The sequence below is a fragment of the Faecalimonas nexilis genome, assembly GCF_059731825.1.
The window spans coordinates 2,448,809-2,461,547 of record NZ_AP029189.1 but is presented as its reverse complement, the minus strand read 5'-3'; the positions used below and the strand labels follow the sequence as shown (position 1 = coordinate 2,461,547).

Genomic DNA, 12,739 nt, shown 5'->3' with positions numbered 1-12,739 from the left:
CTGATATGATTTTTTAAGCAAGTGCTAATAGAAGAAAAATCGCATCGATTCAATAGAAATTCCCCTTTCGTAGTTAAGATTGAGTATATCTATCATAACACGAACATACATTCGATTCAAGAAAATACGGATATTTTTAAAGTGATTGTGTCAATTTACAATCAATTTCTATTCAATGTGGTTTTCAGGCAGGTTCTGTAAAATAAGCTCAGAACAAACAATAACGGGAGGAGCTTATGCAACAGAATATTGAATTTGAGCGGTGCATTGATTTTCTGGTACGGATGATTGATAAGTACGGCGAAGAAGTCCTCCGGGAGTTGGAGGAAGAAAAACAGAATAAGGAAGAAAAAGAAGCGGCAGTTTCCTGAAATACAAAATGTAAATCAGACTGTCGCTTTTTTGTGAAATTATTCGGTTGCGTTATCTTTTACTTCTGCAAGCATAATCTGCTCTAGTCGGTCAATATCTGGAAATACCACTTTTTTGCCTCTGGAATGAAGTTGACGAATTTTTTTCATACGTGTTGTTACTTCCCTGTGAATGGAATGCTTAACAGGAACCGGATTATTATTTCGAGTATGTATATGGTCAAGATAGTACTCTCTGATTGGAAACATATTCTGGAGAAGAAAAGCAGCTTCTTTTCCATCAAATTCACCTAAAACAATCGTTAGGCACTTTCCGTATTTAGCCACCTGTTTATCGTGTATTGCTTTAAACTTTTCTACACGAGAACTGAGTGGAACCATCCATAACAGAGAAGTTTTATTGTCACGCAGACAGTAAAAAGTAGGACGGTATGTACCGCCCTCTTTGTTCTGCATTAAGTTGGAATCCCGTACTTTTTCAAAGTATTCATCTTTAATATGGTAAACGTATCCTTCTTGATATATCATGTTTATCACCTATAAAATAAGCCCTGCCATGCGGCAGGGCCGAAATTTTCGAGCCGGACATTTATTAGACGCTTCCGGTGAGCGAACAATATTTTCGAGCCGATCACTTATAAGCCGCCAACGGTGGGCGAACAATATTTTCGATGACAGAAATCCTGTCTCTATCATTATTATATGGTTGTAACGAAAATATGTCAATAAAAAATAAAAAGAAGTATTGAAAATAGTTGGAACAAGTACTAAAATAAAGTTGGGACAACAAAACGGAGTTATATTGCGAGGAAGATTATGAAGAATAAAAAGATTAAATGCGATATATATACCAGAGTATCCACAACCATGCAGGTAGATGGATACAGTCTAGATGCTCAGAAAGAAAAACTCAAAAGATATGCGGAATTTCAGAATATGGAAATCGTAAATGAGTATTCCGATGAAGGTAAGTCTGGAAAGAGTGTAGAGGGCAGACCGGAATTTCAGAGAATGTTGGATAATATTGAGAATGGAACAGATGAGGTGCAGTTTGTACTGGTGTTTAAGCTTTCCAGATTCGGTCGTAATGCGGCAGATGTATTAAATTCTTTGCAGAGGATGCAGGATTTTGGAGTGAATCTGATCTGTGTAGAAGATGGGATTGACAGCTCAAAAGATAGTGGAAAGCTGATGATTTCCGTTCTGTCTGCGGTGGCAGAGATTGAACGAGAGAATATCCTTGTTCAAACAATGGAAGGACGTAAGCAGAAAGCCAGGGAAGGAAAATGGAACGGCGGGTTTGCTCCTTATGGCTATGAACTGGTAAATGGAGAATTGCAGATCGCAGAGGACGAAGCAGAGATTATTCGTCTGATCTATGACAAATTTATTCATACCAATATGGGAATCTCTGCGATTGCTGCATGGCTGAACCAGCATGGATATAAAAAGAAAAAACGACAGAATAATACACTGGACGCATTTGCCTCTTCCTTTATAAAAGGCGTTCTGGATAATCCGGTATACTGCGGAAAGCTGGCTTATGGACGAAGGAAGAACGAGAAAGTTTCTGGAACAAGAAATGAATATCGCATTGTAAAACAGGAAAATTATATGCTGAACGATGGTATCCATGAAGGGATTGTTTCAGAAACAGACTGGGAGCTGGCTCATCAAAAACGAGAAAAAACAGGTGTGAAATATGAAAAGACACATAGTCTTGATCATGAACATATCTTATCTGGAATATTAAGATGCCCGTTATGTGGAAGCGGTATGTATGGAAACGTAAATCGAAAGAAAAAGAAAGACGGAACCTTATATAAGGATTATTTTTATTATGCCTGCAAACATCGTCGTCTGGTAGATGGTCATAAATGTGGATATCGTAAACAATGGAGCGAGGAGAAGATTAACAATGCAGTGGAAGAAGTTATTCGGAAACTGGTGAAAAATCCTAAATTTGAAGAAGCAATTCTGAATAAAATCGGTTCAAGAATAGATACAGAGGAAATAGAAAAAGAGATTGAAGGACTGGAAAAACAGCACAGGCAGCTGACCGGAGCAAAAGCAAGACTTGGACAGCAGATGGATAGCCTGGATATCATGGATAAATTTTATGAGAAGAAATATCAGGATATGGAGACAAGGTTATACCGTCTGTATGATGAAATTGAAGGCGTGGAGAATAGTATAGAGGAAGTAAAGAATCGCCTGTTGAATATCCAGCAACAGAAAATATCAGAAGAAAACGTCTATCAATTTCTTTTATATTTTGATAAACTATATGATAAGTTCACCGATCTGGAGAAGAAAGAATTTCTTAACAGCTTTGTAGAACGGGTGGACATTTACGAGCAGGAGCAGCCAGATGGCAGATTCCTGAAGCACATAAAGTTCCGTTTTCCGGTGTATTTCGGAGACAGGGAGACACAGGAATTTTGTTGGGACAACGAAAGTACCGTTGAGACGGTAGTACTGCTTTCCCACAAAAAGCCAGACGGACATATCAACGTAAAAGTTGAGTTTGGTGAGGGTGAGGGAAAAGTACCGCTGGATAATATCGTAAAGAGAGCCGAAGCGTACAAGCCGAAAGAGCGAGTTACATACAAAAAGATAAAGGAATACATAGAAGCTAAATATGGTTTCAAGGTACATACTGCTTATATAGCAGAGGTAAAGAGAAGTCTGGGCTTGCCGATGTATGACGCTCCTAATGCGGTAGAAGAATTGAAACAACCGAGGAAACATCCGACAGCGGAGAAAGTGGAAGCTATCAAAGATGCATTGAAGTGTTTTGAGGTTATCTAAAATCATAAGCGTATCATTAGAAATAGTGATGCGCTTATTTTTACAAACAAAATTCCACATTTGAGCTGTTTGTCACTTATACATATAATGAAGGTGAAGAAACAGAGGTGCATCGCTTCTCGCACAGGTCGAAAAGAGCATTCAGATGAATCTGATTAAATCCCCGATCAGTTGGTTGAGACTGAAAATAAGTGCCTGCATCGTTTGGATTACGGGCAATGTTCAAATCTGAGCCATCACAAGCTAATAGTTGATAATCCTTATACTTTTTTTCGAATGAGAAACAAGAATTAAATTCATAAAACAAAAACTGGAATGCCTCCAGAAGTAGTTTGTTTCTCTGTTGACAGAACGCTGAAGCAGACGGGGTATCGACAGAGAACTGGAAATAATCCAGCAATTCTTTTTTTAAGCTTCCACTTTCCATAGAAAGAAGAAATTGAATTGTAGATACAAAATCAAGTTTTCTGTTCCGTGAAAAATCAACTTCTGGATTTTTTGAAAACAACCATGGGGCGGTCGCCATTTCATGGATGAAAGATGACAATTTGTTTTTTACATGTTCCGCAAATATCATAGGCGTTACCTCCAAAATGTAATACATTCAAGTGGCTTCGTCGCAAATTTTTCTATATTTGTCAAGGATTTTTTACAAAAAAAGAGCAGGGTATATATTTTTATATACATTGCTCTGCAAGAGGCTGCCGACTCAATGTCTTAACTAAATGACATTGGTTGAAAAAGGCCGCCTTTAGAAATCAGGAAAGCGAGATTTCTGCCCTGTCAAAAGCGATAAAGGATAAGCCCACCGAATAAAAAAACGGTGTTTCGGTGGGCGGCTTCATCATGCCTTATTACACATCTTCCCTCTGAACCCGTTTTGGGTTTGGAGGGATTTTTTATGTGCTGGTCTGCTTCAGCCACCCCGCTGCTTATCCAAAGCAGCAACTACCTACATAATTTCATACAGGAATGAGGATAGCCTCTCAAAAAAATCTTCTGCTGTTGGTGGTACTCTCACGCCCCTAATGTAGAAGTTTTAGCTCTACAGCATAGTTCTTATTTTTCTTACTGCCGCAAAGGTTTAACAGCCTTTGCGGTTTTTTGTTTGTCGATATTTGTCGGAAAAAAGGACAAGCCTTCTTCCGGTATCGGCTGCCGTTCTCCGCCCTTTCCAATCTGAGTTTTCAAACAAATCAGATTGGAGGTAAGGAAAATGGCATATAACCATGGAAGAGCAGAGCGCAAATGGAAGCTCTGGAAAGAGAAAGAAGAAAAGATTTTAAGAGACAGCGGTGCTTCTGAAGATATGATTGAAGCAATCCGTCTCTATGACCGTCAGGCATTTAATACAGACAGACGCTATTATGAGCGTGTGCAGGAAACAGGTACATACCTTGATACTGTTGCAGCATCCACAGATCAGGCAGAACCAAAAACAGTACAGGACTTCCTGGATCGTATTGAAAATCAGGAATTGTAACATGTGCTGATCACCGTGGACAGGCTTACCCTTCAGATCGTTCTGATGAAGATCCAGGGGTATAGCACTCATGAAATAGCCAGGTATCTGAAGATTACCGAAAAGGCGGTTTACAGGCATATGGACAGGCTGAAAGAAAAAGTGAAGAAGATCTTCGAGTAGTTCATGATAATCACAAAGCAGGGTGTGAGAACAAACTCCACCCTGCTTATCATTTATTAGAAAAAATGAAACTTTTGTCAAAACCAGTATTTAAAAATTTTATCAGTAATAAAGTACAGAATGCTGTTTGGATTGCTATTTTTATGCAACTATTTCTTGTTGCTCTTGACAAAATAATTTTTAGAGACTAAAATTATAACAGTGTTATATAGGAGGTGTGCAAAATAAACGGAAATGGAACGACTTTAGAAAATATCCACCGGGCAGCGAAAGCAGAATTTTTAGAAAAAGGATATAAAGACGCTTCCCTGCGGAATATTGTGAAATCCGTGGGAATGACTACCGGAGCCTTTTACGGATATTATAAAAGTAAAGAAGAACTTTTTGAAGCCATCGTTGGTGAGCATTACGAATATATTCTCAAACGTTTTATAAAGGCACAGCAGGAGTTCGCCGAACTACCAGCTGCCCAGCAGCCGGAAGTCATGAGTGACATTTCGGGGCTTTGTATGTACGATATGCTCCATTATGCGTACGAACATTTAGAGGAATGTAAACTGATCCTCTGCTGTTCGGAAGGAACAAAATTTGCCGGGCTAATTGATGAAATGGTGGAGATTGAAGTGGAAGGGACTCATGCCTATCAGGAGGTTTTAAGGAAGCTTGGAAGGCCCTCTCCGCATATCGATCCTTCGCTGGAGCATATTCTGATCACCGGAATGTTTCATACCTTTTTTGAATTGATCATCCACGAAATGCCGCTCAAAGATGCCGAAAACTACGTCAGAGAAATGCGCGCCTTTTATACAGCGGGATGGATGAAAATTATGGGGCAGTAATGCCTTATAATTTTTGCTTGATAGTTAGCTGAAACTAATCTAAATTCGGATATTGTAAGAACATAGACGTGTTCTCTTTATCATAAACACAAAGAAAAGGAGGAATTTTTTTGAAAAAGCAATCCAATTTATCACGCCTGCTGGAAATTGCAGGCAGCCATAAGTACCTGACCTATGCTTCTTGGGTGCTTTCTGCGATCAGTGCCCTGATTGCTCTGGTACCATTCTATTACATCTGGAAAATGATCAAGGAAGTATTGGAGGTGGCACCGAATTTTGACCAGGCACAGAACCTGACCGGTAATGGCTGGATGGCAGTATTGTTTGCGGTTATAGCGGTGCTTGTCTACATAGCAGGGCTGATGTGTTCCCATTTGGGAGCATTTCGTATTGCCACAAACCTGCGTATCCAGACCATGGAGCATATTGTTAAGTTGCCTCTTGGGTTTGCCGAGAGTTTTGGCAGCGGAAAACTGCGCAAGATTGTCAACGAATCCAGCGCAGCCACCGAAACCTATCTCGCCCATCAGCTTCCCGACAGAGCCAATGCCATTGCAACCCCCTGCGGTCTTTTGGTGCTGTTGTTCGTGTTTGACTGGAGACTGGGACTATTGAGTCTTGTTCCGGTTGTGCTGGGGTTTCTGATCATGATGGCAATGACCGGAAAGCAGATGCAGGAAAAGATGAAAGAATACCAGAATGCGCTGGATGATATGTCCAATGAAGCGGTAGAGTATGTCCGTGGGATTCCGGTGGTAAAAACCTTTGGCCAGACGATCTTTTCCTTTAAGAAGTTTAAAGACTCCATTGACCGGTATAAAGTATGGGTGATTGCTTATACCAGGCAGCTTCGGACACCGATGATGTTCTATACAGCTGCGATCAACGGCGTTTTTGCCACACTGATTGCCGGAGGACTGTTGCTTACGCAAGACGGTGTAACTTCCGGTTTCTTACTGGATCTTATTTTCTATATCATCATTACACCGGTTATTTCTGTCACACTGACACGCATTATGTTCCAAAGTGAAAACGCCATGATCGTAGACGACGCTTTACAGAGAATTGACAGCGTTTTGCATTTGAAGCCTCTGGAGGAAACGAAACATTCAAAGCATCCTCAAAACGCTTCCGTGGAACTGAAATCGGTTCATTTCAGCTATGATGGAGAAAAAGAAGTATTAAAAGATATTTCACTGACCATTCCTGCAGGACAGACGGTAGCTTTTGTAGGTCCATCCGGCGGTGGAAAAACAACCCTTGCCAACCTGATTTCCCGATTCTTTGATCCCCAGAGCGGAATGGTAAAAATCGGTGGTGTTAATGTGAAAGACATCCCGAAAGAGGAACTCATGAACACGGTGTCTTTCGTATTTCAGAACAGCCGTCTGACCAAGGCATCTATTCTGGAAAATGTGCGTATGGGAAAACCGGAAGCTACCCGTGAGGAAGTTCTGACTGCCCTTCATCACGCGCAATGCGATGATATTCTGGAAAAACTCCCACAGGGTGTGGATACGGTCATCGGTACAAAGGGTGTCTATCTTTCCGGCGGCGAGCAGCAACGAATTGCCATTGCCCGTGTGATGCTGAAAAATGCTCCGATTATCATTCTGGATGAAGCCACTGCCTTTGCTGACCCGGATAACGAAAGCCGCGTACAGGCTGCTTTCTCAAGACTTTCCGAGGGTAAGACAGTGATTATGATTGCCCACAGGCTTTCTACCGTAACAAATGTGGATCAGATTTTTGTCATTTGCGACGGACGGGTTGCCGAGTGCGGAAACAGTCGCGAATTGCTTGCAAAAGACGGTATATTCAGCCGTATGTGGAAAAATTACCAGACTTCCGTGCAATGGAAGGTAACAAAGGAGGTGCAGTGATATGATCAAAAAACTGCAGAAAAAATATGCCCTGTCTGAACAGGGAGCAAAAGACCTGATCAAAGGCTGCCTGGCCTGTGTCCTTCAGAATCTGTCTTTTATGTTTCCGGTGGGACTTTTATATTACCTGGTCAGCGATCTGATGAACGGGGGTGTTCCCGGCGAGAAAATTCCATTTTATGTGGCAGGCTGCGTGGTGTGTATCGGCTTGATTCTGCTGACCACTTTCTTTCAATACAATGCGACCTATTTTGCCACTTACAAAGAAAGCGGTATCCGCCGCATTACCCTGGCAGAGCATCTGCGCAAAATCCCCCTTTCCTTTTTCGGGAAAAAGGATTTAGCCGATCTTACCAGTACCATTATGGCGGATTGCACCTTCCTGGAGCAGAGTTTTTCGCATTTTATCCCTGAGCTTGCGGGTTCGATCATTTCTACAGTTCTGATTTCCATTGGTCTGCTCTTTACGGACTGGAGAATGGCACTGGCTGCCTTATGGGTTCTGCCGGTTGCCTTTGCGATTGTGGGATTTTCCGCAAAGATTCAGGAAAATCTGAATCAGAAAGCCATGGATGTAAAGATGGCCTGCGCAGACGGGATACAGGAGTGCATTGAAACGGTTCGTGACCTGAAAGCGAACAATGCGGAGCAGGCATATTTAAAAGGTCTGGAAAAGAAGATCCGTGCCGTGGAGCATCGTTCCATCCTCAATGAATTCGGTCTTGCTGTTTTTGTGGTTTCCGCATCGCTGGTGCTGAAGCTTGGTATTGCAACGGTTGCGCTGGTGGGAGCTGTTTTGCTCATGCAAGGAAGCCTCTCCGTGCTTACATTCTTTATGTTCCTTCTGGTAGTATCCCGTTTATATGACCCTCTGCAGGGCGCACTCCAGAATCTTGCGGCAGTCATCAGTACACGAACCAACATTGCCCGTATGAATGAAATTCTCGATCATCCGATCCAGCAGGGCAGCGACAGGCTTTCCAATCAGGGGTATGATATTGTCTTTGACCATGTTAGGTTTGCCTACAATACCGGAGAAACCGTATTGAAAGATGTTTCCTTTACGGCAAAACAGGGAGAGGTTACGGCTTTGGTCGGCCCATCTGGCGGCGGAAAAACAACCGTATCCCGGCTGGCAGCAAGGTTCTGGGATATTAACAGAGGAAAGATTACCGTGGGAGGCATGGATGTATCCCGAATTGACCCGGAAACACTGCTTTCTCTGTATTCCATCGTATTCCAGGATGTTACACTGTTTGACAATACGATTCTGGAAAATATCCGAATCGGAAACAAAGACGCCACAGATGAACAGGTCATTGCTGCTGCGAAACTTGCCAATGTGGATGAATTTGCGGAAAAACTGCCGGATGGATGGCATACCAATATCGGGGAAAATGGCTGTGAACTTTCCGGCGGAGAGCGCCAGCGTATCTCTATTGCCCGTGCATTTCTGAAAAATGCGCCGATCATTCTTTTAGATGAAGCCACTGCTTCCCTGGATGTGGAGAATGAAACTCTGATACAGACAGCCCTTTCCCGTCTGATCGCAGATAAAACGGTTCTGGTCATCGCCCACAGGATGCGTACCGTAGCAGGAGTAGATAAAATTGTTGTCCTTTCTGATGGCACCGTGGCAGAAGAAGGATCACCAAAGAATCTGGAAGAAAAGAATGGTGTATATGCCCATATGGTAAAACTGCAGACAGAAAGCCAGAATTGGAAACTTGCGTGAAGAGGCAAAAAGGAGGACTGGTTATGCAAAAATTAGGCGTTTTGGAGGATACCTTGTTTATCCCTATGCTGGGCAGAATCTATGCCAGTGAGCATTGCCCGCAAATTTTATATGATAAAAAAGCATTGGAATTGAAAAAGAAGCTGCCTTCAGGCTTGATCGAACAGAATATGCAGAACCAGTATACCCTCTTGGCCTCTGCTTCCCGGTCTGCCAATATGGATCGGATTATTCGGTCTTTTCTGGAACGCAGACCGGACGGTGTGATTGTTCAGCTGGGCTGTGGTCTGGAAACAACCTATCACCGATGTGATAACGGAAAGGCCCACTGGTATGCCGTGGATCTGCCTCATGTGATCGAATACCGGCGAGATCTTCTTCCCGAACCGAAGCGGGAATTTTATATTTCCGGGGATGCCTTTGTGAAGGACTGGATCAAAAAAGTTCGCAATGATGTACTTGATGCTCCTATTCTCGTTACTGCAAGCGGGTTATTTCATTATTTTGAGGAACATAAGGTCATTGCCCTTCTGCGTATGATTGGGCAATTTGGAAATATGGAAGTTGTTTTTGATACGGTGAACAAAAGAGGCATGACCATGATGAAGAAAAAATATATGAAACAGGTCGGCCATGCCGATGCACAGATGTTCTTTTATGTGGATTCAGCGGAAGAACTGGCAGCAAAGATCGGGGGTAATGTGAAGGTGATTGCGGAGGAACCATACTATCGTTATATTCCTAAAAACGACTTAAAGCTATCCACAAAGGTCAGTATGGCAGTTTCTGATCAATTCAAGATGGTGAAGATGATACAGTTGAAATTATAGATACTTTTGCGCGGAAAAGAAAAGAGGTGAAATCTTGTTATGACATATAATAATTGTTACCTCAATCAACTCTACAGTGATTTGCTTTTCAATGAATTAGAGCGAGGATGTATTACTCAAATAAAAATTAAGCACGGGGTGATTTTTTCTAATTGGTAATGAAACTACCAAAAAAACTATTATATAATTAGTTTATATCAACTGATAGGGAGGTGGAAATGAGCATGAGTGAACTCCACAAACCAGAATGGTATGGGGAATATGCTGTAATTAAAAATAAGTATAATGATTATGTTCAAGTGGAGTATAAATGCAATGGAACAGGAAGCCTATATGACTATGACCTTTTCCCTGGTATTGACTTGATTTTTATGGATTTTAATTGTTCAGATATTTTCCATGAGCCTATTCCTAATAAGAATATCATTGAAATCCGGCATTACCAAAAAGGACGTGTTGAGTTTGAGCTAAGAAATAACAAAGTGTTCCACATGAAAGAAGGAGAATTTTGCATTAATGCTCTTGCAAATATTCCTGCGGCGTATTCCTTCCCCTTTGGATATAGTGTGGGGCTAAGCTGTGTGATCGATAAAGATTCTGTCGATGTGCAAACGCAACAATTTTTTTCTTACTACAACATTGATGTTCTAAATCTTGGGCGAGAATTGGAATTAGAAAAAAATTGGTTTTTATGTCGAACACCACAGCGATTGTTGCATATCTTCGATGAATTGTACGCCGCAAAAGGTATTGAAGGGAGAGATTACTTCCGTATTAAATTATTGGAACTCTTTTATCATATCAAACAACTGCGGATTGAAGATCAGTATGAAGCAACATATTATGCCAAGGAACAAATTGAAATTATCAAGCGAATCCGGCAACAGCTTATAGAAAACCTCGACAAAAAAATACCTATAGAAGAACTCTTACAAAGAGAGCCAATGAGCAAAGTCACATTTCAGGCTATTTTCAAACAGATTTATGGCGAAACCCCCTATGCGCATATCAAAAATTACAAAATGAATCTTGCAGCTGTTTATTTGCAGGAAACAGATCAATCTATCACGCAAATAGCTGGTGAACTTGGATATTCAAATATTAGTAAGTTTGCGAGGGCTTTTCAAGAAGTGTTTGGAATGCTTCCAAAGGATTATCGTAAAGTAAAAAAATCAAATTAACTTTTGGGCTGTTTTGGGCGACTGTCTTTTCATTTGGAGTAGTTAGCGGATGCGAACTACTGTATAATAGCGTCGTGGTTAGTTTTAGCTAACCACGACGCTATTATATTTAAGGAGGGTTCTGGAATGGAACAAACGGTAAAGAAAAAAATAGGTGTTCGCGATGTTATGACGATTGCCGCAATGATGGTCATCAATTTCGCGATTGCAATGGTGATTGGTATGGTTACATTGCCTTTCCCGGTAGTATATTTGTACGGTTCCGCTGGAATTGATGCCTTTATTGGAGCAACTTTTTATTTGGTTGCGGCAAATCGCATTAACAAACACGGATTGTTGTTTGCTTGGGCTGCAGTTTATGGACTAATCCAAGGTGTTATGGGTTATATGTTCTTGGTTCCCTATTTCTTGATTGTAGCCCTCATTGCCGAGTTATGCATGGTTGGCAAGAATACATACCGAAGCGCAGTTCGCAACCGAATTGGCTGGATGGTCAACTCAATCGGAAATTTTGTAGGCTGTGCCGTACCGCTGTGGTGGTCTTGGGACAGCTATCAGGAAATGGCAGCAAGCAGCGGTTTTGATGCAAATACCTTGAATATGCAGCTCTCTATGGTGACTTCTCCGGCGCTGATGCTTCTGGGTGTTGTCATTACTGCGGTTCTTGCAATTCTTGGTACATTGTTCGGCCAGCGGTTGCTCAGAAAGCATTTCCAAAAAGCAGGTATTGTAGGATGATGGTCGGAGAAAAAAAGCAAAAACGCATTGACCAGATCGATGGGCGCACAGTTCTTTTCCTTACGCTGTGCGCCTGCATCGTGACCTTTCTTACAACAAGTTTTTTAGGGCATGGTTGTTTTAGCTTTTTGATCTTTTTAATCCTCTGCTGGTTCGGCTTATATAAACAGGCTCTGGGATGCTTTGCGGTCTATTTAGTGGCGATTGTATGGCTGATGATCGAGACAAAATATCAGATCAGCATCCCCTCTCCGCTACTACTCAGCATGATTTACAAGCTGTTGCTTCCCGCTATGCCAGCTTATCTTCTGGCTAAAATCCCGTCCGGGAAACTGACAGCCAGCCTGCGAAAAATGCCGATTCCTACCCGTATCATGCTTGTATTGATTGTCATGATCCGGTTTGCTCCTACTGTGCTACATGAATTTGGAGAAGTCAGGGAGGCCATGAAAATTCGTGGTTTCTTAAAATCGGTTGGCAATGTTTTGAAACACCCAATGGATACATTGGAATATGCCATTGTCCCGATGGTATTTCGCTCCTTAAAGATCGCGGACGAGTTAGCCGCTTCTGCCATAGTCAGGGGAATTGAAAGCCCCTACAAGAAAGAAAGTTACTATGTCAGCCGGATTGCTGCGCTGGATTGCTTTTTGATTGTTGTCAGCGTGGGAGCTACTATGTGCTGCTGTCTTTTATAGGAGGAATG

The 12,739-nt window shown here is 41.8% G+C and carries 11 protein-coding genes and 1 pseudogene; 10 read left to right on the top strand and 2 right to left on the bottom strand.

Translation table 11 applies throughout. The features are described 5' to 3' along the window. Positions 1 to 236: 236 nt before the first annotated feature. Positions 237 to 371 (top strand): hypothetical protein, encoded by a 135-nt coding sequence (locus AC6I5B_RS12465; RefSeq protein WP_004844681.1) that lies wholly within the window; start codon positions 237 to 239, stop codon positions 369 to 371. A 39-nt stretch (positions 372 to 410) separates the two neighbouring features. Here AC6I5B_RS12465 and cptIN read toward each other — a convergent pair whose 3' ends face one another. Beyond that, positions 411 to 899, bottom strand: a complete 489-nt coding sequence (gene cptIN / locus AC6I5B_RS12460) for a type III toxin-antitoxin system CptIN family toxin (RefSeq protein ID WP_390387663.1) — start codon at positions 897 to 899, stop codon at positions 411 to 413. Between the two features lie 288 nt (positions 900 to 1,187). Between cptIN and AC6I5B_RS12455 the strand changes: the two genes are divergently transcribed. Then, the gene (locus tag AC6I5B_RS12455; protein WP_497773378.1) at positions 1,188 to 3,182 is read left to right on the top strand and encodes a recombinase family protein; all 1,995 of its coding nucleotides are present in this window, start codon (positions 1,188 to 1,190) and stop codon (positions 3,180 to 3,182) included. Positions 3,183 to 3,258: 76 nt separating this feature from the next. Here AC6I5B_RS12455 and AC6I5B_RS12450 read toward each other — a convergent pair whose 3' ends face one another. Further along, positions 3,259 to 3,759, bottom strand: coding sequence for a hypothetical protein (locus tag AC6I5B_RS12450; RefSeq protein WP_270606666.1), 501 nt, complete (start codon positions 3,757 to 3,759; stop codon positions 3,259 to 3,261). A gap of 639 nt (positions 3,760 to 4,398) precedes the next feature. Between AC6I5B_RS12450 and AC6I5B_RS12445 the strand changes: the two are divergent. From AC6I5B_RS12445 to AC6I5B_RS12410, 8 genes and pseudogenes are all read left to right on the top strand, one after another. Further along, positions 4,399 to 4,827 (top strand): annotated as a pseudogene (locus AC6I5B_RS12445) (RNA polymerase sigma factor). 215 nt (positions 4,828 to 5,042) lie between these two features. Continuing rightward, on the top strand, positions 5,043 to 5,666 hold the full coding sequence (locus AC6I5B_RS12440; protein WP_004611459.1) for a TetR/AcrR family transcriptional regulator: 624 nt from the start codon (positions 5,043 to 5,045) through the stop codon (positions 5,664 to 5,666). Between the two features lie 110 nt (positions 5,667 to 5,776). Beyond that, positions 5,777 to 7,549, top strand: a complete 1,773-nt coding sequence (locus AC6I5B_RS12435; RefSeq protein WP_497773376.1) for an ABC transporter ATP-binding protein — start codon at positions 5,777 to 5,779, stop codon at positions 7,547 to 7,549. 1 nt (position 7,550) lies between these two features. Next, positions 7,551 to 9,284 carry an ABC transporter ATP-binding protein gene (locus AC6I5B_RS12430; RefSeq protein WP_004611457.1) on the top strand — a complete coding sequence of 578 codons (1,734 nt, stop codon included), beginning with the start codon at positions 7,551 to 7,553 and terminating at the stop codon, positions 9,282 to 9,284. A gap of 23 nt (positions 9,285 to 9,307) precedes the next feature. Beyond that, complete coding sequence (locus AC6I5B_RS12425) at positions 9,308 to 10,114, top strand: class I SAM-dependent methyltransferase (protein WP_044986622.1); 807 nt, start codon at positions 9,308 to 9,310, stop codon at positions 10,112 to 10,114. A 218-nt stretch (positions 10,115 to 10,332) separates the two neighbouring features. Beyond that, positions 10,333 to 11,295: a helix-turn-helix transcriptional regulator gene (locus AC6I5B_RS12420; RefSeq protein WP_004611455.1), complete on the top strand. Its 963-nt coding sequence runs from the start codon at positions 10,333 to 10,335 to the stop codon at positions 11,293 to 11,295. 126 nt (positions 11,296 to 11,421) lie between these two features. Then, entirely contained in the window at positions 11,422 to 12,033 is a 612-nt protein-coding gene (locus AC6I5B_RS12415) for an MptD family putative ECF transporter S component (RefSeq protein WP_118208317.1), read from the top strand. Further along, positions 12,030 to 12,731, top strand: coding sequence for an energy-coupling factor transporter transmembrane component T family protein (locus AC6I5B_RS12410; RefSeq protein ID WP_497773375.1), 702 nt, complete (start codon positions 12,030 to 12,032; stop codon positions 12,729 to 12,731). Before AC6I5B_RS12415 ends, AC6I5B_RS12410 begins: the two co-directional genes overlap by 4 nt. Positions 12,732 to 12,739 lie beyond the last annotated feature (8 nt).

Coding starts and splice junctions, on each gene's coding strand:
- AC6I5B_RS12465 (WP_004844681.1), top strand. CDS start 237: ATGCAACAGAATATTGAATTTGAGCGGTGCATTGATTTTCTGGTACGG.
- cptIN (WP_390387663.1), bottom strand. CDS start 899: ATGATATATCAAGAAGGATACGTTTACCATATTAAAGATGAATACTTT.
- AC6I5B_RS12455 (WP_497773378.1), top strand. CDS start 1,188: ATGAAGAATAAAAAGATTAAATGCGATATATATACCAGAGTATCCACA.
- AC6I5B_RS12450 (WP_270606666.1), bottom strand. CDS start 3,759: ATGATATTTGCGGAACATGTAAAAAACAAATTGTCATCTTTCATCCAT.
- AC6I5B_RS12430 (WP_004611457.1), top strand. CDS start 7,551: ATGATCAAAAAACTGCAGAAAAAATATGCCCTGTCTGAACAGGGAGCA.
- AC6I5B_RS12425 (WP_044986622.1), top strand. CDS start 9,308: ATGCAAAAATTAGGCGTTTTGGAGGATACCTTGTTTATCCCTATGCTG.
- AC6I5B_RS12420 (WP_004611455.1), top strand. CDS start 10,333: ATGAGCATGAGTGAACTCCACAAACCAGAATGGTATGGGGAATATGCT.
- AC6I5B_RS12415 (WP_118208317.1), top strand. CDS start 11,422: ATGGAACAAACGGTAAAGAAAAAAATAGGTGTTCGCGATGTTATGACG.
- AC6I5B_RS12410 (WP_497773375.1), top strand. CDS start 12,030: ATGATGGTCGGAGAAAAAAAGCAAAAACGCATTGACCAGATCGATGGG.